Source organism: Flavobacterium sp. Arc3, from assembly GCF_041431375.1.
In the GTDB taxonomy this organism is placed as follows: Bacteria; Bacteroidota; Bacteroidia; order Flavobacteriales; family Flavobacteriaceae; genus Flavobacterium.
Genome location: NZ_JASMRI010000008.1, coordinates 91,026 through 114,494 on the forward strand (window position 1 = coordinate 91,026; position 23,469 = coordinate 114,494).

Sequence of the window (23,469 nt, forward strand, 5' to 3'; positions counted from 1 at the left end):
AAGTACTGCGCTGCTATTTTGCTGTTATTAGCACTTATTTTAAGCTTTTTTATGCCTTACTTTTTTTCACAACAGCCAATAGTATTTATAATAAAAAAATAAATATTGTAGCTTAAATCGCCTATATTTACTTTAAATTTAACACCTAATTAAACAGTTTGGAGGTTTTTAGACAAACTGACGTTGGCTGCTATTATAAACCGACCGTACTAACAAAAATTGACAGACAGAGAAATGAAATGTAAAAATTGCGACACAGATTTAACTTCAAAATATTGCCCAAACTGCGGACAACCAAACGAACTGAAAAGAATTGATGGACATTACATAATTCACGAAATTGAACACGTTTTACATTTTGAGCGTGGAATTTTATATACGATTAGAGAACTAATTACAAATCCAGGACAAAATGTAAAAAATTATCTTAATGAAAACAGAACAAGACTTGTCAAGCCAATCATTTTCATTGTTGTCACTTCATTGATTTACTCATTGTGTAGTCACTTTTTTCATTTTCAAGACGGCTATGTAAGCTATTTGGACAGTACGAAATCTACAACGAGTGAAATTTTTAAATGGATACAAGGACATTTAGGGTACTCGAATATAATTATTGGTCTATTCATTGCTTTGTGGACAAAACTATTTTTCGGAAAGTACAAATACAACATATTTGAAATACTAATTCTTCTCTGTTTCGTTATTGGAATGGGAATGTTGATTTATTCAGTTTTTGGAATTCTTCAAGGAATAACACATTTCAACTTAATGCAATTTGCTGGAATTGTTGGACTTATTTACACAACTTGGGCTGTTGGACAATTTTATGACAAAAGAAAAGTTTCCTCTTACTTTAAAGCTTTTTTCGCTTACATTTTAGGTATGCTAACTTTTGCATTGGCAGTTATTATAGTTGGAACTTTAACAGACTTAATAATCAAACATTAAAACTGATAAAAAATAAAAATGAATACTCATTTCCATTACTAATTATAGCACTTGTTTTAGGTTGGACAATTTTTAAACAATTTGACTTTGAAAATTTGAAATATTAAAAACCTGCATTGACAGTAGTTTACATACTAACATTTTTAATGACAGTTTACTTTGTATTAAAAAAGGACAAGGGCAAAGAAAAATAACAGCAGCCAACCGCTATTTAGCGAGATTGTGGGTTTAGTGGAACTACCGTTTCGCATCAAGTTTTCGTTAAGCCGCAAATACTCGTTTTCAAGCGCTTCAAACACGGCAACGTTGGGTGATATTTTACGACCAAAAACTAAAAATGAAAAAAATAACATTATTAGCATTATTTGCTACAATTTTCGCTTCTTACGGACAAAATTACAAAGATTTAATTAAAAAAGCGGATTCATGCTACAATGAAAAATCATATAAATTATCAAATGATTTCTATAAAAAAGCATTTAAAATTGAAACTAAAAATTCAAATGATTTATATAATGGTGCTTGTGCATCTGCTTTAGCAAATGAAAAAGAAAACGCATTTTTTTATTTAAAATTATCAATTAATAAGGGCTGGACATACCTTGAAGAATTAAAAACAGATAGCGACCTAGAAAATTTACATTCTGAAACAGAATGGCTGAAATTAATTGAAAAACTGCAGAAAAAAAATGACAAAGAATTATCCTTGATTTTCAAGGGAGGAAAAGAAGTTGTAAAAATTTCGGTTTCTAAAACAGACCCTTCAGAATTATATATAAATGATGGAAATTCAACAGAACTTTTTTATTACAAGTTTGTGCCCAAAGAAGTAATAAAAGGAGTGTTGATTATTTTACCATCTGGTGGCGAAAGTATTGAAAACACATTAAGACAGATGACTCTACATAAAATTGCAGTTGAAAATGGAATTATGGTAATTGTTCCATCGATAAATTGGAGTACTGATAATCGAGATGCTGAATTTAATATGTTGGATAAAATTTTTAATGAAATTGTTGAAACTTACAAAGTGTCAAAAAACAACTTTATTATTGGAGGACTTTCAAATGGTGCAATGATTTCTTTATCTTATGCTGAAAGAGCAACTAAAAACCCTGAAAATTTTTTCTTAATTCCAAAAGGGATTTTTGCACTAGATGCTCCTTTAGATGAAGCACGGTTTTATAAATTTTGTGAAAGAGAAATTAAAAGAAATATAGTTCAGTCAGGAGTGAATGAGGCAAAAAGGATTAAAAATAATTACGATAGTATCTATGGTGGTTCTCCTGATAAATTTCCAGAAAAATATATTGAAAATTCTATTTACTCCTATGGCGAAAAAGAGGGTGGAAATGCAAAATATTTAAAAGAAATGCCTCTTCTAATGTTTACTGATATCGATACAGACTGGTTAATTAACGAAAGACATCGCGATTTATATGATTGGAACGGTATTGATATAATTTCAATGATTAATCAATTAAAGATGATGGGTAATGAAAATGCTAAAGTAATTGTTAGTCAAGGAAAAGGAATTAGATTAAACGGTTCAAAAAATCCACATTCTTGGTCAATCATGGACTCCACAGTCTGTTTAAAGTGGATTACGAAAACACTTGATAAATAAAAAACATTACGCAACCGCAGTTTTGCAAGATTGCGAATTTTCTGGTAAATTCACGTTTACGTTTCGCATCACGTTTTCGTTAAACCGAAAATTGAGCGGTTACGAAGTTCCAGCCATCTTAGTGACATAACCTTAGTTCAAATAGTAGCTGCTCTACGAAGTCTACCTAAAAGGGTATTGAAAGTGCATATGCCTTGCGTAGTCTCCAGACTTCTTGCTCACAAACCAATACAAACTAAAAAACTACTGCATCACACAGTAGTTTTTTAGTATTATTTCAAAGTCTAATTAAAAGATAATAATTTGCGAATTTGCTGTAATTAAAAACACTTACTCCAATTCCTTTTTCAAAAACTTTGCAGTATAGCTCTTTTTATTATCGGCTATTTCTTCGGGAGTTCCTTTAGCAACGACTTTTCCGCCGCCTTTTCCTCCTTCAGGACCAATGTCTATAATATAATCTGCCAGTTTTATCACGTCCATATTGTGTTCGATAATCAGGATCGTGTTTCCTTTGTCTACTAATTTGTTGATAACGCCCATCAATACGCGAATGTCTTCAAAATGAAGTCCCGTTGTGGGTTCGTCCAGAATGTAAAAGGTGTTTCCAGTATCTTTTTTGGATAATTCTCCAGCAAGCTTAATGCGTTGTGCTTCCCCGCCCGAAAGCGTGGTGCTCTGCTGACCAAGGGTAATGTATCCTAATCCTACATCTTGAATCGTTTTTACTTTACGGTGTATCTTCGGAATCATTTCAAAAAACGGAACTGCTTCGTCAACAGTCATGTTCAATACATCAGAAATGGATTTTCCTTTAAAACGAATTTCTAGAGTTTCTCTGTTAAATCGTTTTCCTTGACAGGTTTCGCATTCTACGTAAACATCTGGAAGGAAGTTCATTTCGATGGTACGCACACCAGATCCTTGACAGGTTTCACAGCGTCCACCTTTTACATTAAAGCTGAAACGTCCCGCCTTATAGCCACGTATCATGCTCTCTGAAGTCATGGTGAATAATTTCCTGATTTCAGTAAACACTTCGGTATAAGTGGCAGGATTAGAACGTGGTGTTCTCCCTATCGGGCTTTGGTCAATATTTATTACTTTGTCAATAAGCTCTAAGCCTTCAATTTTTTTGTACGGTTGCGGTTTCTTGACACCATTAAAGTAATAGGCATTCAAAATAGGGTAGAGCGTTTCATTGATCAAGGTCGATTTACCGCTTCCAGAAACTCCCGTCACACAAATCAGTTTACCTAATGGTAGTTCAATAGAAACATTTTTCAAGTTGTTTCCTGTGGCTCCGGTTAGTTTCATGAATTTTCCATTGCCTTCCCGTCTTTTTGATGGAACTTCGATTTTCATCTCGCCATTCAAATATTGTGCGGTAATGGTATTTGATTTCAGGGTTTCCGCCGGTGTTCCAATGCTTATGATTTCGCCTCCAAATTTTCCCGCTTTCGGACCAATGTCAATCACATAATCAGCGCGTTCAATCATGTCTTTATCGTGTTCGACCACAATAACCGAGTTACCTATATCGCGCAATTGTTCCAAAGAATGAATCAGTTTATCATTGTCTCTTTGGTGTAAACCAATACTAGGCTCATCTAAAATATAGAGTACGCCAACCAATTGTGAACCTATTTGTGTTGCCAGTCGGATGCGTTGTGCTTCTCCACCAGAAAGTGATTTTGAACTTCGGCTTAAAGCCAAATATTCTAAACCTACGTTCATTAAAAAGTTCAGTCGATCCTTTATTTCTTTAATTACCTCAGTAGCGATACGCTGCTGTTTATCAGATAAACGACTGTCTAAATCCTTAAACCATGCGGTCAGGTCAGAAATGTCCATCGCACAAAGTTCCGTAATATTTTGTCCGTCGATTTTAAAGAATTGAGCTTCTTTTTTCAAACGGGAACCATCACAAACCGGGCATGGAATTTCATCCATGAACTCCTTAGCCCATCGTTTAATAGTCGTAGAACCGCTTTCGTCGTGCTGGTTTTTTATAAAGTGAGAGATTCCCTCAAAGTCTATTTTGTAATCTCGAGCAACACCTAAATCTTTTGAGTTTATCGTGAATTTTTCCTTGCCACCATTCAAAATCATTTCCATCGCTTCGGCTGGAATTTTTTCAATGGCATCGCTAATTTTAAAACCATATTTCTCTCCTATGATTTCTAATTGCTTGAATATCCAAGACGATTTGTATTCGCCCAAAGGAGCAAAACCACCCGCTTTTATGGATAATTTTGGATTTGGAATAATCTTTCTTGTATTGATTTCGTTTACCGTTCCCAGTCCTTTGCAATGATCACAAGCTCCTTTTGGAGAGTTAAAAGAAAACAAATTAGGTTCCGGATTTTGATACGATATTCCAGTAGTAGGACACATCAGGTTTCTACTAAAATAGCGTACTTCTTTAGAATCCTGATCCAGAACCATCAACACATTTTCCCCATGATGCATGGCAGTGTTGATGCTTTCGCTTAAGCGTTTTTCATTATCTGGAGTTTTTTCAATAACCATACGATCCACAACAATTTCGATATCGTGGGTTTTGTAACGGTCCAGTTTCATTCCCGGAGTAATATCTAGGACATCACCATTCACACGAACTTTTAAGAAGCCTTGCTTAGCTATTTGCTGGAACAATTCTCCGTAATGTCCTTTTCTCGCTCTAATAACCGGAGCAAGAATATTAATTCGTTTTCCTGTGAAATCGTCAATAATTAGCTCTTTGATTTGTTCATCAGAATAGCTGACCATTTTCTCTCCCGTATTGTAACTATAGGCATCTGCTGCACGTGCATAAAGCAGACGCAGGAAGTCATATATTTCAGTGATAGTTCCCACAGTAGACCGCGGACTTTTGCTGGTGGTTTTTTGTTCAATGGCGATAACAGGAGAAAGTCCATCAATTTTATCGACATCTGGACGCTCTAAGCCGCCAAGAAACTGTCTGGCATAAGCCGAAAATGTTTCTACGTACCGGCGCTGTCCTTCAGCGTAAATAGTATCAAATGCGAGGGATGATTTTCCAGAGCCTGAAAGACCAGTAATGACTACCAGTTTTTCACGAGGAATGGAAACATCTATATTTTTTAGGTTGTGAACGCGAGCGCCTTGAACCTCAATAGTATTGTCTTTGTCTAACATAATTTTTGCAAAAAAGCAAAGTTACCATTTTGATTTATTCTTTCGATAGAACACTTTAAAAGTTTATGTTAAAATCAATGCTTTACAATTGAATTAGGCGCTGTATTTAGAGCAGAAACACCGCTTTTTTCAATAAAGTACTTTCCCGCTTTCCGTTTCAATCTTATAAGGCAAAACAGGTGCCTTATAAGGATTCTTACTTCAATCGGGGCTATTGAGGTCGTTTTGTTCTTGTAATAATGAATGGGTATTTCGCATAAAAAAACGCTAATTATTTGATTAGCGTTTTCTCTTTCTAGTGGCCATATAATTCTCTACGGCTTCTCTTGTGGTAAGCCAATTGCGTCCTTCTTTATAAGCATCTATTTTACCTTGCCTAGCCAGTAGACTGATGTATTCTTGACCATAAGGCATATCAGGTTCCTGAACTAAATTAGAAATGGCAATGTATTCTGTATCATTTCCTGGAAGTGCATTCAAGTAAATATTAAGTGTGCGCTCAAGAGCTTGACACATCAATAAGGTAAGTTTTTGATAATTACCTCCATTGGCTTGATTGAGTGCTTCATAGTATTTCTTTTGATCGTTTTTTAAGATGATGGCAGGCGGAAAACCACAACGCATCAATACTAAATTCATTGCCAGCCGGACCGTTCTACCATTTCCATCAAAAAAAGGATGAATCCAAACGAGTTTATGATGAAAAACAGCCGCTAGCTCAATGTCATTAAGTCCTAACGGATTTGTATTGATAAAATCAATCAGTTCATCGAGTAAATCCGAAACTTTATTGGCATTTGGAGGAACAAAATTAGCACCTGATATACGCACGCCTCCATTGCGCAAGCGACCTGCAAAATCATCTTCAATGGAACGTAAAACTAATCCATGCAAAGACAAAATATCTATACTACGCAACACATAATCAGCATTTACAATGGAGAATAAATAAGCGATTGCTTTATCGTGATTGTGGGTTTCAAAATGTTCTCGTAATGATTTTCCCTTGATGGTTATTCCTTCTTGAAGCACCATTTGAGTTTCTCTTAAACTCATGGTGTTTCCTTCAATACTATTAGAATTATAGGTCCATTCTATAGATAGACTTTTCTTGATTTTATTCAATGCGATGGCAGGCAATGGTCTGCTGGTTTGCAGGACTTGCTTTTTTTGATACAATCGATCAAAGGTTGATTGAAATTCTTCTCTATAATTTGTATCTATCTTCCACATAACCAAAAAGATACTACAATTATCGGATAATAATAAAAAACACCCTATCCGATATTAAGAATTATAAATTATTCAATAGTCATCGATTTCAATTTGGTACGATAGGCTTCAAGTGCTATTGATTTTGATATAAATCCGAAGTATTTATCATCTTTCACCACGGGTAAAAAGGCAACTTTTGATCGTTCAAATTTGTTCATAACCGTCTCCATTGTATTAAATGGATAGATTATTTCAGTAGGAACGGCCATGATGTTTTTAACTAAAGTATATTTTACCCTGTAGGTGTTAAAAATTATTTCACGTATGTTATTGAAATGGACAACACCTACTAAGTGTTTTTCTTTATCTACGACAGCAAAAATAACTTGATTCGAGTGCGAAATTAAATCGACTAATTTCTCCAAGTTTTCGTCTGGGGTAACCGTTAAATAATCGGTTTGTATAATAGAATTGGTATCTAATGTAGCAAGTACATTCGTGTCTTTATTACTGGTAAAAGCATGTCCTTTTTTAGCTAATTCTTTTACATCCATGGAATGTCTTTCAAATCGTTTTGAAATAGCAAAACTGATGGAAGCAACAATCATCAAGGGAAGCATTAAACTGTAGCCACCAGTTATCTCAGCAATCAAGAAAATCGCTGTCAAAGGAGCATGGAACAATCCGCTCAAAATACCGGCCATACCTACCATCGTAAAATTACTAACGGGTAACTGGGTTAGACCAGTTAGATTTATCGCTTTTGAAAAGACAAATCCAAGATAGGAACCTACAAATAAGGAAGGGGCAAAGTTACCTCCGTTTCCACCAGATCCTAAAGTAATTCCAGTGGCAAAAACTTTTACCATCATCGTCAAGCCTACAAATATTAGTAGCACCCAACTATTATTACTAAAACTACTGAAAAGAGTGTTTTCTAACATTACACCGGGATTATCCTCTGATAATACTTTGATGCTTTCATAACCCTCACCAAAAAGTGTTGGAAATATAAAAATTAAAATGGCTAGAATAGAGGCTCCTACCATTGCCTTTTTATAAGAGTTAAGTTTAAGTTTAGCAAAATAATGTTCCGTTCTTTGAAAATATCGGGTGTAGTAAACAGACATAAAACCAGTTAATATACCTAGAAGGATATAAAATGGGATTTTATGATAATCGAAGACTTGTTGCTGTTTAAAATTTAATAAAATAGATTCATCCAAGATAATTTCAGAGACCAAAGCACCGGTAGCGGCGGCAATCATAATTGGAGTAAATGCTGCAATACTCACATCGACAAGTAAAAATTCGATAGCAAATAAAACACCGGCAATGGGCGCGTTAAATGCCGCAGCTATTCCGGCTGCAACACCACAGCCAATAAGAAGGGTTCGGTCTTTATAACTCAGTTTGTAGCGCTGTGCATAATTTGAACCAAAAGCGGCTCCAGCCACAACAATAGGACTCTCTAAACCTGCCGATCCCCCAAGTCCAACAGTTAGGGAACTTGTAATGATTTGGGCATACATTTGTTTTTTTGGAACGATACTGGCTTTCTTTGCAACTGCATATAAAATTTGGGAAGTCCCTTTTTCTATAGAGCCGCCAAGCACTCTTTTTACTACCAATACAGTCAGTAATAAACCTGCGATAGGTAATATACTGTTTATGAAACTTAGTTTTAAAATACCATTAATATAAGTGGCAAATGAGAAAACTCGGTGGGCAAATGATTTCAGAACAATAACTGCAAATGCTGAAGAAATACCTACTAATACACTCGATAGGAAAATAAATTGCTTTTCTGTTAGCATAGATTGCGACCAGCCAATAATATTTTCTAACTTAGTAATGTATTTTTTGAACATTTCTTTTTTTTTAAAAGTGCTAATTTACTATTAATTTAATGATCCTATAAGTTTTTTAGTGCTTCTTTTCTGCTCAATCGTTGTAGGTTAATATTGGTAACAAAATTTTTTATTACTTCTGGATTTGCTTTTATATATTCACGCAAGGGCCAGCTAATTGCTTTCAAAATAAAAATTTAGAAGAGCGTATATGTTGACTGCATATTTTTTATATTAAATCTAAATCCGTTTTGTTTTTGTTCCAAAAGAACCAAATTATTCTCAATAGCCACAGCATTTCACTATGGCTATTTTCTTTAAAGGTAAGTTCTAAATCGGTATTAAATCACATTCCTCTAAAATCCCACGGCGGTATCATCTCCTCTAAAATCTGCTCCACCTTCCAACTTATTGTTTGGCAAAACTAAAATAGCATCTACTTTACCAATAACAGGAGTTGTTTTTTCATTGATGAGATAGGCTTTTGCTTTTAATGTATCAAGGGTTTGTGTACTAAACGTATTCGGTTCAAATGTAATCAGATCGGGCAACCATTGGTGGTGAAAACGGGGTGCATTTACAGCGTCTTGCATACTTAAATTGTATTCGTACACATTCAATATGGTTTGCAATACAGAAGTGATAATGGTAGAGCCTCCAGGCGAGCCCACGGTCATCAATAGTTTTCCATTCTTTTCTACAATGGTAGGCGTCATAGAACTCAACATTCTTTTTTGGGGAGCAATGCTGTTTGCTTCATTTCCTACAAGGCCAAACATATTAGGAACTCCTGGTTTAGCGCTGAAATCATCCATTTCATTATTCAATAGAAAACCTAGCTCATCACAGTAAAATTTTGAACCATAACCTGCATTTAGCGTTGTTGTTGCGGCAATAGCATTTCCAAATTGATCTACGATGGAGTAGTGGGTCGTTTCCATACTTTCGTTATAATTTACATTCCCTTCTTTGATGTCTGATGATAAGGTGGCTTTCTCAAAACTGAAATCGGCCATTCTTTGCTTCAAATAGTTGTCATCCATTAATGCTTTTAAAGGAATTTTTACAAAGTCAGGGTCTCCTAAAAAGTAACTTCTGTCTGCATACGCTCTGCGCTCTGCTTCTACAATAACTTGAATCGCTTGTGGTGAATTATGTCCCATCTTAGCCAAATCATAAGGGGCAATCATTTTAAATATTTGTGCCAAACATATTCCACCGCTACTTGGTGGTGCCATTGAAATGATGTTTAAATCTTTGTATTTAAAACTAAGCGGGGTCCTCCATTTAGCTTCATACTGAGCCAAATCTTCCATAGTTATGATGGCTCCTTTTTCCTGAAGATAACGGACTAAAGTTTTAGCAGTTTCTCCTTTGTAAAACTCGTCTCGTCCATTTTTTGAAATTCTTCTTAAAGTTGCAGCAAGCGCTGGGTATTTAATGGTGTCTTTTTCTTTGTATACTTTTGAAAGTACCGAGTTGGCCCCGTTAATTTTAGTAAGTTCTTGACGGTAGTCATTCAGACGTTCTTCTTGTTTTTGGGAAACCACAACACCGCGTTCAGCTAATTCGATAACGGGTTTCAATATTTCTTCGATCGGTAAAGAACCTAATTTTTCATGTACTGCAAAAACACCTGCTATGGTTCCTGGTATACCTATTGCCAATGGAGTTTTGGTACTTTTTCCAGGAATAACATTTCCATTTGTATCCAAAAACATATCTTTTGTGGCTGCCAAAGGTGCTTTCTCACGGTAATCCAAAGTTCCTTTTTCGCCATTTGCTTTTCTATAGACCATAAATCCACCACCACCAAGATTACCGGCATAAGGATAGGCTACCGCCAATGCTAATTCAGTTGCGACCATGGCATCAAAAGCATTTCCGCCTTTTTTCATTATTTCGACACCAATTTTAGAGGCTTCTTCACGTGCCGAAACAACCATAGCCTCATTTGCTAAAAGACCTGTAGGTTGGACAACACTAGTTTGGGTTTTACAGCCAAAAGCAAAGACGCATAATAGAATTATAATTTTTTTCATTTTAGATGTATTTGTGTTATTTATTTGGAATAGGATGAATTAAAATCGTCTAGAAACCTAAAGCTTTATTGTCTTCTCTTTTATCAGCACCGCCTTCTAGTTTTCCGTTTGGCAGTACTAAAATAGCATCTACCTGGCCTACAATTTCCTTATTAGTTTCGTTGACTTTGTAGCCTTTTGCTTTTACTTTATCTAATAGTTCTTTGTCGAAAGAGTTCGGTTCAAAGGTGATTTCGTCAGGAAGCCATTGATGGTGAAAACGAGGCGCGTTGACTGCTTCTTGCATGCTCATGTTAAATTCGTAAACATTCAATAGGGTTTGCAAAACAGAAGTGATAATGGTAGAACCTCCGGGAGTCCCCAAGACCATAAACAACTTTCCGTTTTTCTCAACAACTGTTGGCGTCATCGAACTGAGCATTCTTTTTCCGGGAGCGATACTATTGGCTTCGGTTCCAGTAAGTCCGTATAAATTAGGAACACCAGGTTTAGCGCTAAAGTCATCCATTTGGTTGTTTAAAAAGAAGCCTAACTCATCACAATAGATTTTAGAACCGTAGTTATCATTTAAGGTGGTGGTGGCAGAAACCGCATTTCCTTCGGCATCAACAATAGAGTAGTGCGTAGTTTGCTTGCTCTCGTAACCTGCAATTTTTCCTTTGCCTATTTCGGATGATTTTGAGGCTTGGTCGAATGAGAAATCGCTCATTCTATTTTGGATGTAAGTGGAGTCCAATAATTCTTTTACGGGAAGCTTCACAAAATCAGGATCTCCTAGGAAAGCATTTCTGTCAGCGTAGGCTCTTCGCTCGGCTTCAGTGATTAGCTGAATGGCTTTAACACTGTTATGTCCCATTTCGGCAAGATTAAAAGGCTCAATCATTTTCATGATTTGGTTTAAACAAATGCCACCGCTGCTGGGCGGAGACATGGAAGTTACTTTCAGATCCTTGTAAGTAAAAGTAATAGGCGCTCTCCATTTAGCTTCATACTGATTTAAATCTTCCGCTGTCATATTACCGTCTTTCTCCTTTAGGAAAGCCACTAATTTTTTAGCAGTTTCTCCTTTGTAAAACTCATCCCGCCCGTTTTTTGCAATTCGTTTTAAAGTGGATGCCAATGCGGGGTATTTAATCGTGTCACCTGCTTTGTATACTTGAGAAAACAGGCTATTGGGGCCATTGGTTTTTATAAAAGTCTCTCTGTAATGAGCTAAACTTTGTGCTTGAAATTCGGTAACCACCACGCCGTTTTCTGCTAAGGCTATAACAGGGGCGAGTATTTCGGCGATGGGTAAAGAACCGTATTTTTTATGTACTGCAAATAATCCAGCCAGCGTACCAGGAATTCCAGACGCTACTGCCGAAGCGGTACTTTTGCCTTCAATTACATTTCCTTTTTCATCGAGATACATGTCTTTGGTTGCGGCAAGAGGTGCTTTTTCTCTGTAATCAAGCGCTCCGGTTTCTCCATTTGCTTTTCTAAAAACCATGAAACCACCACCACCAAGATTCCCTGCCTGCGGATAAGCTACTGCCAATGCGAGTTCAGTAGCCACCATCGCGTCAAAAGCGTTTCCGCCTTTTTTCATTATTTCGACACCAATTGCGGAAGCCTCTTCTCGGGCCGAAACAACCATCGCTTTATCAGTAACCAAACCTGTAGGAGTAACTGTTTGTTCATTTGATTTACAGCCGATTACTGCTAGCGAAAAGAGTAGTATCATTTTTTTCATTGTGGTTTGGTATTATGGTTTTACAGATATCGTTAATTTTTGTAAACATTTTAGCTCCAATTATGGTATAGTTTTTTTAAAAACATATAAGTCATGTAAGTAAAATTTGTACTTATAGTATTTTTCAACATTTAAAAACTTATATGTTTCTATAGCTACTCTATTTTTAAATTTATTCTTCTAATAATTTTTGTCTGACATGTGCTCTCAAATCCTCAAAGAACAGCGTGAAATCCTGCTCAAATTCGGTGTATAACTCCGTTAATTCCTCTGATGCAAAACGCATTTTTGATTCATTCTTGGTTCGGCTATCCATTTGCGTTAATATTTTGTCAATTCCTTCAATGGTTTGATAACTGAGCAGCCAATTTTGTTTTATCATATAGGGCATTAAACCAATCGTTCTTTCGCTTAGAATAGGAGTGTTATCACTCAAAGACTTATAGAAAGCAGCAACATAGCCGTCTAAATCCTGATTAGAGTATTTAATCCAGTTTTTTGCCAGAAAATGATCGTAAAAAACATCAACGATAACACCAGAATAATGATGGTATCTGGAATGCAATTTTTTAGTGCTTTGTCGAAAAATAGGATGTGCATCAGTAAAGGTGTCAATGGCGCGATGTAACATAATTCCTTTCTGGACTTCCAAAGGATAATTTTTAAATTGTTTCCCCCGAATACCATCAGCCATAAAATTGCCGATTTTGATTAAATCATTGTCGCCCGAAAGATAGATGTGTGCTAAGAAGTTCATTCGCCTAAATTATGAATTCTAAATGACTTATTTAAACTGTCAATTATTATATTTGTGGAAAATAACAAGAAATAAATCAAAATTTAAAAACATAAGAATGACTTTAATAAAATCAATATCTGGAATTCGTGGAACTATTGGAGGTAAAGTAGGGGATAACCTGACGCCAGTTGATGCTGTAAAATTTGCTTCGGCTTATGGGACTTGGTTGAAAAACAACACAGCTTCTAGAAGTAATACTGATGAAAAACTAAAAGTAGTTGTAGGTCGCGATGCTCGTATTTCTGGACCTATGATTCATAATCTAGTAGTGAATACTTTGATTGGTTTAGGTATTGATGTGATTGATTTGGGATTGTCAACGACACCTACAGTTGAAGTTGCCGTTCCTTTGGAGAAAGCAGACGGAGGAATTATCCTTACCGCTTCGCACAACCCCAAGCAATGGAATGCCTTAAAGTTATTGAATGAAAAAGGGGAATTTCTAAATGGTATCGAAGGAGAAAAAATCCTTGCTATCGCTGAAGCCGAAGCGTTTGATTTCTCAGATGTGGACAGTTTAGGCGAAATCACAGAGAATGATGCTTACATGGATATTCATATTGATGAGGTGCTGAACTTGCCCTTGGTTGATGTTGAAGCTGTAAAAGCAGCTAAATTCAAAGTGGTAGTAGACGGAGTGAATTCATCTGGAGGAATCATCATCCCAAAATTATTAGAATTAATGGGCGTTGAAGTAGTGAAATTGTACTGTGAACCTAACGGACATTTCCCGCACAACCCAGAGCCTTTAAAAGAACACCTGACTGATATCTCAGAACTTGTAGTTAAAGAAAAAGCGGATTTAGGGGTTGTCGTTGATCCAGACGTAGACCGTTTGGCTTTCATCTGTGAAGATGGTGAAATGTTTGGTGAAGAATATACTTTGGTAGCTTGTGCCGATTATGTATTGAGTAAAACCCCAGGGAACACTGTTTCAAATATGTCTTCCTCTCGTGCATTGCGCGATGTGACCAACAGACACAATGGAACTTACGAAGCATCTGCTGTAGGTGAAGTGAATGTGGTGGATTTAATGAAAAAGAACAATGCTATCATTGGCGGAGAAGGAAACGGAGGAATCATTTATCCAGAGTCACATTATGGTCGTGACAGCTTGGTAGGGGTTGCCTTATTTTTGACGCATTTGGCCAACAAGAAAATGACCGTTTCTGCTTTGCGTGCTTCGTACCCGGAGTATTACATGAGCAAAAACAAAATCGAGTTGACCCCACAAATTGATGTAGATGCGATTTTAGTTGCTATGACTGAGAAATATAAAAACGAAGATATCACGACCATTGACGGAGTGAAAATTGATTTTGCAAATGAGTGGGTTCATCTAAGAAAGTCAAATACAGAACCTATTATCCGTATCTATACCGAAGCGCCTTCACAAGCGCAGGCTGATACGTTAGCTCTGCGAATTATTGACGAAATTAAAGCGGTAGCTGGAATCTAAAACTGCGCTTTTTAAAAATGTAAAAACCCCTTTCAAAGTTGAATTTGAAAGGGGTTTTGATTTTTAGTTCGTGTAATGAAAGAATGCAAATTATGCATAGTACTTTTTTAATTTCATATAGTCAAAAGTTTAATCCCATGTATTGGAAGAAGAAACCGCCGTTTTTCCACCTCCAGTAAAGAATAATGTCAACGCACCAAATAGGTATAATCCCAATAATTCCAATTTCCAACCACCATTTTCGTTTAATAAAAATAGATCTGCTGTGTGAACTAAGAAAAAAGCAAATAAAGTACCAAAAATATATATAACAGCCGCTAATCGAGTTCTGTATCCAACAAGGATTAGTAAAGGAGCAACAATTTCAGTAATATAAACCCCATAGGCAAGAAATGAAGGCAGTCCTTTTGCAGATAGCATGCCTTCAATAAAAGAGACATCTCCTAATTTAGAAATTCCGTGAAGTAACATTAAGGCTCCAACTGCAATGCGAAGGATTAACAATCCTAAATCAGTGTTTTTATTCATAATTTTTTTTATAGGTTTCAAATGAAAGGTTAATATGATTAGGCTGTGCTATAACTAAGCTCTTATTTTGTTTTTCAAATATATTCTATTTTTTTAAATAGACGTAGTTTTTCACTTATAAACGGTACTGTTTTTAATCTTTAATACAAATAAACCCCTTTCAAAGTGGATTTTTAAAGGGGTTCCTATTCGTTATAATATAGCTATTGACTTTTGGAATGAGTTTCGATTTTAAAGCAGTTTATATGCTTTACTTTTAATTGTATTTCGTTTAAGTAGAATTACCGCACTTCCCGCATTTTTGCAACTTTATCAGCGAATTGATCGATAAATTTTTTTACGGCATTCCAGTCCGTGTATTCAAAATCCTGCGAAGTATCTGTAGTACGTCCTTCTTTTTTAGAAATAAATTTCATGATCAGGCGTTTGAAGTAATCATATTGAGTGTACTTAAGGGCTCCAGCAATTTGAGTGGTAACCATAGGTTTCCATCCTTTTTTGGTAAGGAATTTATCTGTTATTTTTTGAACTTCCTCATGTTCTTCTTCCATGTCAGATGCCACAGCCAGAGAGACTGAGAAGAATGCTGTGGGCATTTTATTTAAATCAGTAACATGACTGGTTATATAATGCGCCATTGGCGATTGATATTTGTGCATGTGAATAGATCCGCCTATCAAAACGGCATCAAAATCAGTTGGCGTTGGAGGTTCGTCTGAAGCATCAGCAATAATCACCTGATGGCCATTCTCTTGTAATACCTCTTGCATAAAACGTGCAATTTTTCGGGTTTGCCCCTCAGTAGTACCGTAAATAATTAATAATTTCATAGTTGTCGTTTTTATATTTCTACTCTTTTAGCTTTTCGAATGTGCCCCGTTTTTATTTTGAGATCTGGTCTACACACAGAAATAAATAGAGGGTAATTATAGAAGTAAAAATACGGATAAAAAATCACAAGTATCTGAAAATAAATTAATTATAGTTTTTTTTTTATTATGATAAATTCTGTGGTAAAGTGATAAAGGAGGGCTGTTAATTCGAAAAAAGAATAGCTTCAATGGACTTATTTAACAGATAATAGGAAAGGGCAACAAAAGCAACGCCTCCTTTCAAAGTTGAATTTAAAAGAGGGTTTAAGTTCTAAATTGGTACTGCTTTAAGCGCGAACGCTAAAAATTGACTCTAAAACTGACATTAGGAGTCATACCTAGGGATTTGTTGTTTACTGCAATAGTATTGCTGTTGTCGTTTGAATCTACTTTGTAATAACGGTTTATGACATTGTCTTCATCAGTGATATTGATTACTCCACCGCGTAGGGTTGCCTTTATTGCAGTACTGAAATTGAAACTATAACTGAACGAAGCATCTAATCGCATAAAGTCATCTAGATTCTCGCTGTTAGGTGCGCCGTAATTGACAAGGGTATTGTTGCCATTTTGAACCGTTTCGTTACCTTCAAGTGGGCGAGTGTATGGTTGCCCATTGCGCCAAACTCCTCCAATTGAAATTTTTAGATTGTTCAGAATATCATAATTTAGCCCCAGTGAAGCAGAATGCCGAATGTCCACGTTATTAGGGAAGGTAGCAGGAGTAAAAGAATCAAACTCATAGTCGTTAGTGCTATACGTATAACTAATCCAAGCGCTGAATCTTTTAGCTGTTTTATTGGCTAGAAATTCGACTCCTTTTGCCGTATAACTGCCATGTGCATTTTTATATTGAAAGTTATTGTAAAATCCCTGATTAGAAGCCGTAATACCATCCACGATTTTGTAAAATCCTGTCAGTTCGATATTCAATTTGTTTTTTTTGAATTCGATACCAAAAGAGCTTTGCTTGCTGGTTGCGATAGGAATGTCTTCATTGTTGACAAGCACCCAGCGTCTTTTTTCAACACCGAGGAAATCGTCTTCAAAATCGATGATTTGAGTTGCGGTTTGATTTTTAAATTCCCCTTCCAGTTTTAACGCAAATTCCTTTGAGAGCTGTTGGCGGATATTAATCCGCGGTTCTACCAGTAATTTGTCAAATTTTTGAAAATAATTTAACCGTGCTCCCAGTCTTAAATAGGTGTTATTCTTGTTGTATTCTGCTTCTGTAAAAATGGCATGATTCAGCAGTACGTCTTTTTTAGTGCTGGAATAGGAGGGTGCACTCACGGTAGTTTGGTTAAGCATTCCGGTTTCGTTAATCTGGTATCCTAATAGTAAACTAAGATTGGAACTAGCTTTATAATGTGCATTCAGTTTGGTTCCTGTTTCAAGTACTTCATTGGCTTCGGTTAATAACTGGTCCGTTGGCACGCGATAATCCGTTGCGTTAATATTGTATCTGGAAAAATAGGTTACTACATCTGTACTAAAACGATCCGTCCATTGTCCTTTCCAACTTCCTCCATACCCCATATTCTTTTGCGAAAGCTGGCTCACCTTAGATGCGCTTTGGTCGGTGTTAGAGTATTCAGCATAATTCAAGGCGTTATTGATCGCGATTATATTGGCTCTAAAGCTATGCTTGTCGTTTAAGTCAAATAGTAATTTAGCGGTAAAATCATAAAAATAGAAATCAGATTTGGTACTTTTATCAGCATTGTCAGCATTAATTTCAGTGTCCTGAAAACTTCTCTGGTAATAGTTGGTAAAAGTGGGTGTAGTAACTAAATCAGTAACGGAACGACGTGCAGAGATATCCAACTCGATATTCTTTGCCAGCGGAATTTCTACAAAGGCATCGGCACTGATTAGATTGACACCACCACCACCTGAAATAGAGCTTCCTATTTTATCATTTGTACTCATGTTTATGGTACTCGAAACCCCATCACTATAGGCGGCGCTGGTTCCGTTTTTACTTACTGTGACTTTATTTGTTACGTTCGGATTGTAAGCAGATATCAAACCAAAAAAGTGTCCGGAATGATACATTTTTATATTATCCCAAAGCATTAAATTTTGGTCATTGGTGCCACCACGTACATTAATATTGGCAATACTTTCATTCGTGCTTTCCACGCCTGGCAAAGCTTGTATAGACTGTAATACATCAGGTTCTACCAGTCCGGGAAGAATGCCAAATTTTTTAGTATTTAAAACCGTACTTCCATCAATATATTTCTGTAATCCCGGTGTCAGGTAAACATTGATTAACACTTGATTGAGTTCTTCCTTAGAAGGTTTAAGGAATATTTTCTTGCAATTGACTGTAGTAGAAAATAATTCATTAGCAGTAAATTGTTTGGATTCATAGCCTATATACGAAATGGTAATATTCGCGTCAAGTGGTACATTGTCCAGTATAAAAGAACCGTTTTTTATAGTTATGGTTCCTTTAGAACTGTTATCAATACGCACAGATGCTCCCGGTAAAGAGGTATTAGAATCCTGTGCGATCACGGTGCCGCATATGGGGAATGTTTTGTTTAATACGGAAACCGTTACGTAACGACCGTCCAACGATTTAAAGTTCAAAAGTACTTTTGAGTTGAGGTAGGCTATAGTTTGCTCAATCGTTAGTTCAGTAGCAGGTTTTTCGATGGAAATATTGGCCACGTCTTCGACAGCATACGAAAACTTCACATTGAACTGTTGCTCAACAGTACCTATGATTGCTGTTAAAGCCGTTTTATTGGTTGCTGTTTGCGCCTGACCAATGGTTGTTATACACAACAATAAATAAAGGATCCATTTATTCATAATTATAGAATACGATAGTTTTACCTTCTATTTTGTAACTTAATTTTAAGGGAATAGTCACTGCTTCCAATGCGATTTTTTGATTGGTGTGGGTAAAGCTTCCTGTAAATAATTTAGAAGTATCAACCCCTTCCGTTTTGATTTTAATATTGTACTGACGCTCTAATTCTGCTATTACCTGAACCAAAGGAATTCCTGTAAAACTAGATTCCTGTTGCATCCACGATGGATTTTCGGCAGTAGAATCATCTACATCTTCTATTTCTTTATTTACTACTCTAAACGTTTTACCAGGAGGTAGTTTAATCGTTTCATTGTTATAGGTTACACTAACTAATCCTTCATAACAACTAACTTCATAGTAGTTGTTGCGTTGTTTTACATTAAAATGGGTTCCAAGTACTTTTACAACACCGTCAGCAGTTTGTACGCTGAAGGTTTCTCCTTTTTGCACCTGAAAATAAGCTTCTCCATCAAGGGTTAAATCGCGGTTGTCTTTCCATTTTTTTTCATTGAACGTGATTTTTGATTTTGCATTCAATAAAACTTCGGAGTTATCTGGTAATCGGAAGGTTTTTGTTTGTGCGATTCCGGTTTGGTGGGTCTGGGTGTTGTTAAAAAATAGAAAATAAGAGGAAGTAAGTAACACCACTAAAACCGACGCCACTTTAAAGAAGGACTTGAAGTTTAGGGTACGTACTTTTGTTTCTTTTTTCGAAAGAGACCTAGTTTTGAAAGCTGCCAATGCTGCTTGCGCATCTACGTTTGGGGTTTCCAAATGGGAAGCATAATGCGCTATTTTTTCAATCGTGTCAAAACCTTCAGATTGTTTTAAATCTTCGATTTCTTTACTTGAAAGTTCGCCGTTAAGCCATTTTATTATTTCGTTTTCGTTTTTCATTTTCAACTCTATATGTATAAGACAACTTCAATTCGATTTACCCTACTATAAATCAAATAATTATATATTTTCTATTTGTGCTTTCAAAATTTTTAGTGCTGCCGACATTCTTTTTTCAACGGCTTTCTGCGAAATATCAAGTAGTTCTGCTATTTCGCGGTATTTTTTTCCGTCAATTCGATTCATTAGAAAAACTTCGCGCTGCGCTTCACTTAAAGACGCAATCGCATTTTGCAGTTTTACTTTGAATTCCTCTTCTTCGAGTAGATATTCTGGACTTTGATTTGTAGTGTCTAAATTAGGCGTCTCTTTGGCGAAAGCCATAACTACCTTATTGTGTTTGATAGTATTTAGAAATAAATTATTTACTGTAGTCAACAAATAGGTTTTGACTTTACTGAAATCAATCTGGGAACAATTCTCCCAAATTTTAGCAAAAGCATCTTGAACAAGATCCATGGCAGCATCGCTATCACCGCATTTATAGTAGGCAAAATTAGTCGCTGATTGAACATTCTTTATATAAAAGTCGCTAAAATGTTGCTCCTCACAAAGGTTTTTATCTCCGTTATTCATTTATCGTAGGTTCATTGAATGGGCTGTAAATGTAAAATATTTTTTAAACAACGGGAGGAACAAGGCAAGTTGATATTTTTTTATGTTTTTTTAATTATTTTAAATAATTGATTATAAGTAGGTTGTTAAATTTATTATTTTTTATTAAAAAAGGGGGTAGGGTAAAAATAATGTTGATTGTCTTACTAACAGAAAGGCGAATCAATCCTCGCTGTATAACATTAGAAAAACATTAAATTTGTAAATTATGAAAAGATTAAAAACTATTACAGGAATTGCATTGATGACTATATTAGGTTTCACATCATGCCAAATTGAAGTAGATGACGTACAAGGAGAGAATCCAAATACAAACGCTGCTAATTCAACTACTTCAAACAACCTGAAACGTACTGCGATGTACGATGGTTCTTTTGACGATTTTATTGATGGTACTTCATGCTCATCAATTATGCTTCCTGCAAAAGCTACAGTAAATGGGGTGCAAGTAACACTTTTAAGTCAATTAGATTACCAACAAGTAATTTCTATTTTAGGGCAGTTTAATAATGATCAGGATTCAGTAACCTTACAATTTCCTTTAAAAGTTAAAACAAGTAACTATACAGAGGTTACGGTAAACAATCAAACGGAATACAATGCTATTCTTAATGCATGTACGACTGCTCAGTCTTCTGGACAAGATGCTATTTCTGCGGTAACAATTAACTTTCCTATTACAATTTTAATCTATAATGTAAGTTTACAACAAACGGGGAGTGTGGTTATAACATCCGAACAGCAATTATATACGTATATGTCTAATATAAGCAGTACAGAATTGTTTTCAATTAATTATCCAATGTCAGTTACACTGATTGATGGAACAAAATCAACGGTATCCAGTGATGCGGAATTTCAATCAACTATTAATGCCTCTATTAAAACAGAAGCAACAATGGCTGAAGCAGTTCAAAATTCTAAAAAAGTGGAAACTATTTTAGTAAACGGAATGTTTAAAGTACAATCCTATTTAAATGCAGGTGTTGACTCAGCGAATAACTATAAAGATTTTACTGTAGACTTTGCAAATGACATGTCTATTAAAGTAGTAAACAGTCTTACCACAGCTGCAACAGGTACTTATGCGGTAAGTTCGCAGACTGATGTGTTTTTGAAATTGAATTTTTCAGGAAATGCTTCTTTTAGCTTACTGAACAATACTTGGAAAGTAACTAGTTTCAGTGCAACTTCAATCACGTTGCAAAGCACAACAAATGCTGCTGTAACCTTAGTGTTGAAACAAATATAATTTGAGTGATTAGTTTTAAATAATGGATAAGTTTAGAACAGCAACTGGAAACGGTTGCTGTTTTTAAAAATGGGATTCCTAAAAAAAGAATAAAATGAAAAAAAGAATTGCATTAGTAATGATGGCCTTTGCCTTATTAGTTTCTTGTTCGAAAGAGGATAGTACAGATACAGCTTTAGTAGACGGATTTTCGATTAGTAATAATAAGAAAGCAACGGGAAGTTCAGCCCATGATTTATTATCTGAAGATACTTATAAAAGCATGGTAATCGAAGTGGTTTATGTCCAAGGATATGAACCGACAGCGACAACAATTAGTAATTTTACTTCTTTTTTGAATGCCAGAATTAATAAATCAGGGGGGATAACGGTAGCAAAAAGAGCAATTGCTTCACCTGGGAAAGCTACATTTACAAATGAAGAAATTGTAGCTATCGAAGATGCCAACAGAACCAAATATAACACTGCAGACCAAATTGCAGTATGGGCTCTTTTTATTGATGGAGCATCTGCTTCTGACTTAGGGAATAGCTATGTTTTAGGTACTGCTTATAGAAATACGTCCTTCGTGATTTACGAGAAGACAATTCATAGTTTAAGCGATAGTCCTTTTGAGCCTAACAGGGCTTTATTTGAAACCACGGTAATTACACATGAGTTTGGACATATTCTAGGACTGACTAATTTAGGGACAGTCTTGCAAAGCAATCATGAAGATACAGAACATGAAAAACATTGTAATGTTGAAAGTTGTTTAATGTATTGGTCTGCAGAGTCAGGAAGCGGAATTGCCAATATGGTTTCAGGAGGTTCAGCCCCAAAACTGGATGCCCAATGTTTAGCAGATCTTAAAGCAAACGGGGGGAAATAGAAGAATAACATAAATAATAAAAACATGAAAACGATATATAGTACACTAGCTTTATTAGTAGGTATCGCTACATCAAACGCACAGGATACAGCGACGCACCAGTCAAATGCAGGAATCAAAGGAGGATATAATTTAGCTGCAGTAAGTTTTGACGGGGATGGAGAAACGGGACAGCGACACGGGTTTCAAATAGGGGTTTACGGCGAGTCATTTATCAGCGAAAGCTTTTCTATCCAACCCGAATTGATGTATTCGCAACAAGGGTACGAAATTAAAGATGTTAATGGCACGTTTACCCAAAAACTGAATTATATAAACTTACCGGTTATGCTAAAAGCATATCCCTCTAAAAACTTCTTCTTAGAAACTGGGCCACAAATAGGATTAGCTATTTCTCATAAGGAAGAATACGATGGGTTGTTTAGTAGTTCTCAGGAATATGATCCTAATAACTTTGATTGGGGTATGAACTTTGGAGCAGGTTTTAAAACTAATTCCGGAATAAGTTTAGGAGTGCGTTACCACCTAGGCCTTGGAGACTTGTATGACGAAGGAAAAGCACAAAACCGAGTTTGGCAATTTTCAGTTGGATTTGATTTGTAAATTATGACGTTTTAATAATAGGATGAACCCTTTCAGAGTAGTACTTTGAAAGGGTTTTGCTTTTATCTCGAATGAGTGATGTTTTTAGAAATAGTTGTTACTTATCTTAAAAGTATAAATTCCAGCCGTCCATAATAAGTCTTGGGCCGAATGACAATCGA

Annotated in this window: 18 protein-coding genes; 6 read left to right on the top strand and 12 right to left on the bottom strand. The window is 35.8% G+C overall.

All coding sequences use genetic code 11. The features are described from left to right. Positions 1-234 precede the first annotated feature (234 nt). Both QO200_RS07605 and QO200_RS07610 read left to right on the top strand, forming a co-directional pair. Positions 235-951, top strand: coding sequence for a DUF3667 domain-containing protein (locus tag QO200_RS07605; RefSeq protein ID WP_371538406.1), 717 nt, complete (start codon positions 235-237; stop codon positions 949-951). Between the two features lie 337 nt (positions 952-1,288). After that, the gene (locus QO200_RS07610) at positions 1,289-2,578 is read left to right on the top strand and encodes a hypothetical protein (RefSeq protein WP_371538408.1); all 1,290 of its coding nucleotides are present in this window, start codon (positions 1,289-1,291) and stop codon (positions 2,576-2,578) included. A gap of 330 nt (positions 2,579-2,908) precedes the next feature. Here QO200_RS07610 and uvrA read toward each other — a convergent pair whose 3' ends face one another. The 7 genes from uvrA to QO200_RS07645 all read right to left on the bottom strand — a co-directional run bounded on the left by uvrA (position 2,909) and on the right by QO200_RS07645 (position 13,339). Next, positions 2,909-5,740, bottom strand: a complete 2,832-nt coding sequence (gene uvrA, locus QO200_RS07615) for an excinuclease ABC subunit UvrA (RefSeq protein WP_371538410.1) — start codon at positions 5,738-5,740, stop codon at positions 2,909-2,911. Positions 5,741-6,019: 279 nt separating this feature from the next. Then, a complete protein-coding gene (locus QO200_RS07620; protein WP_371538412.1) occupies positions 6,020-6,973 on the bottom strand; it encodes a Fic family protein in 954 nt (317 codons plus the stop codon). 68 nt (positions 6,974-7,041) lie between these two features. Further along, on the bottom strand, positions 7,042-8,826 hold the full coding sequence (locus QO200_RS07625) for a chloride channel protein (RefSeq protein ID WP_371538415.1): 1,785 nt from the start codon (positions 8,824-8,826) through the stop codon (positions 7,042-7,044). 44 nt (positions 8,827-8,870) lie between these two features. Then, complete coding sequence (locus tag QO200_RS07630; protein WP_371538417.1) at positions 8,871-8,993, bottom strand: DNA alkylation repair protein; 123 nt, start codon at positions 8,991-8,993, stop codon at positions 8,871-8,873. 168 nt (positions 8,994-9,161) lie between these two features. Continuing rightward, complete coding sequence (gene ggt / locus QO200_RS07635; RefSeq protein ID WP_371538419.1) at positions 9,162-10,847, bottom strand: gamma-glutamyltransferase; 1,686 nt, start codon at positions 10,845-10,847, stop codon at positions 9,162-9,164. A 49-nt stretch (positions 10,848-10,896) separates the two neighbouring features. Continuing rightward, positions 10,897-12,582, bottom strand: a complete 1,686-nt coding sequence (ggt, locus tag QO200_RS07640) for a gamma-glutamyltransferase (RefSeq protein WP_371538421.1) — start codon at positions 12,580-12,582, stop codon at positions 10,897-10,899. 172 nt (positions 12,583-12,754) lie between these two features. Then, positions 12,755-13,339 (bottom strand): ACP phosphodiesterase, encoded by a 585-nt coding sequence (locus QO200_RS07645; protein WP_371538423.1) that lies wholly within the window; start codon positions 13,337-13,339, stop codon positions 12,755-12,757. A gap of 97 nt (positions 13,340-13,436) precedes the next feature. Here QO200_RS07645 and glmM point away from each other — a divergent pair, with 97 nt between their 5' ends. Beyond that, the gene (glmM, locus tag QO200_RS07650; RefSeq protein WP_371538425.1) at positions 13,437-14,840 is read left to right on the top strand and encodes a phosphoglucosamine mutase; all 1,404 of its coding nucleotides are present in this window, start codon (positions 13,437-13,439) and stop codon (positions 14,838-14,840) included. A 129-nt stretch (positions 14,841-14,969) separates the two neighbouring features. Here the strand turns inward: glmM and QO200_RS07655 are convergent, their stop codons facing one another. From QO200_RS07655 to QO200_RS07675, 5 genes are all read right to left on the bottom strand, one after another. After that, positions 14,970-15,368 carry a DoxX family protein gene (locus tag QO200_RS07655; RefSeq protein WP_371538427.1) on the bottom strand — a complete coding sequence of 133 codons (399 nt, stop codon included), beginning with the start codon at positions 15,366-15,368 and terminating at the stop codon, positions 14,970-14,972. 281 nt (positions 15,369-15,649) lie between these two features. Beyond that, positions 15,650-16,198, bottom strand: coding sequence for a menaquinone-dependent protoporphyrinogen IX dehydrogenase (gene hemG / locus QO200_RS07660; protein WP_371538429.1), 549 nt, complete (start codon positions 16,196-16,198; stop codon positions 15,650-15,652). A 342-nt stretch (positions 16,199-16,540) separates the two neighbouring features. Further along, complete coding sequence (locus QO200_RS07665) at positions 16,541-19,066, bottom strand: carboxypeptidase-like regulatory domain-containing protein (protein WP_371538431.1); 2,526 nt, start codon at positions 19,064-19,066, stop codon at positions 16,541-16,543. Further along, the gene (locus QO200_RS07670; RefSeq protein ID WP_371538433.1) at positions 19,059-19,967 is read right to left on the bottom strand and encodes a FecR family protein; all 909 of its coding nucleotides are present in this window, start codon (positions 19,965-19,967) and stop codon (positions 19,059-19,061) included. Before QO200_RS07670 ends, QO200_RS07665 begins: the two co-directional genes overlap by 8 nt. A gap of 60 nt (positions 19,968-20,027) precedes the next feature. Beyond that, positions 20,028-20,543: an RNA polymerase sigma factor gene (locus tag QO200_RS07675; RefSeq protein WP_371538435.1), complete on the bottom strand. Its 516-nt coding sequence runs from the start codon at positions 20,541-20,543 to the stop codon at positions 20,028-20,030. Positions 20,544-20,790: 247 nt separating this feature from the next. Here QO200_RS07675 and QO200_RS07680 point away from each other — a divergent pair, with 247 nt between their 5' ends. The 3 genes from QO200_RS07680 (at position 20,791) to QO200_RS07690 (ending at position 23,308) form a co-directional block, all read left to right on the top strand. Then, complete coding sequence (locus QO200_RS07680) at positions 20,791-21,834, top strand: hypothetical protein (RefSeq protein ID WP_371538436.1); 1,044 nt, start codon at positions 20,791-20,793, stop codon at positions 21,832-21,834. Between the two features lie 94 nt (positions 21,835-21,928). Continuing rightward, positions 21,929-22,705 (top strand): membrane metalloprotease, encoded by a 777-nt coding sequence (locus QO200_RS07685; protein WP_371538437.1) that lies wholly within the window; start codon positions 21,929-21,931, stop codon positions 22,703-22,705. Between the two features lie 24 nt (positions 22,706-22,729). Continuing rightward, positions 22,730-23,308, top strand: coding sequence for a porin family protein (locus QO200_RS07690; RefSeq protein ID WP_371538439.1), 579 nt, complete (start codon positions 22,730-22,732; stop codon positions 23,306-23,308). Positions 23,309-23,469: the final 161 nt, after the last annotated feature.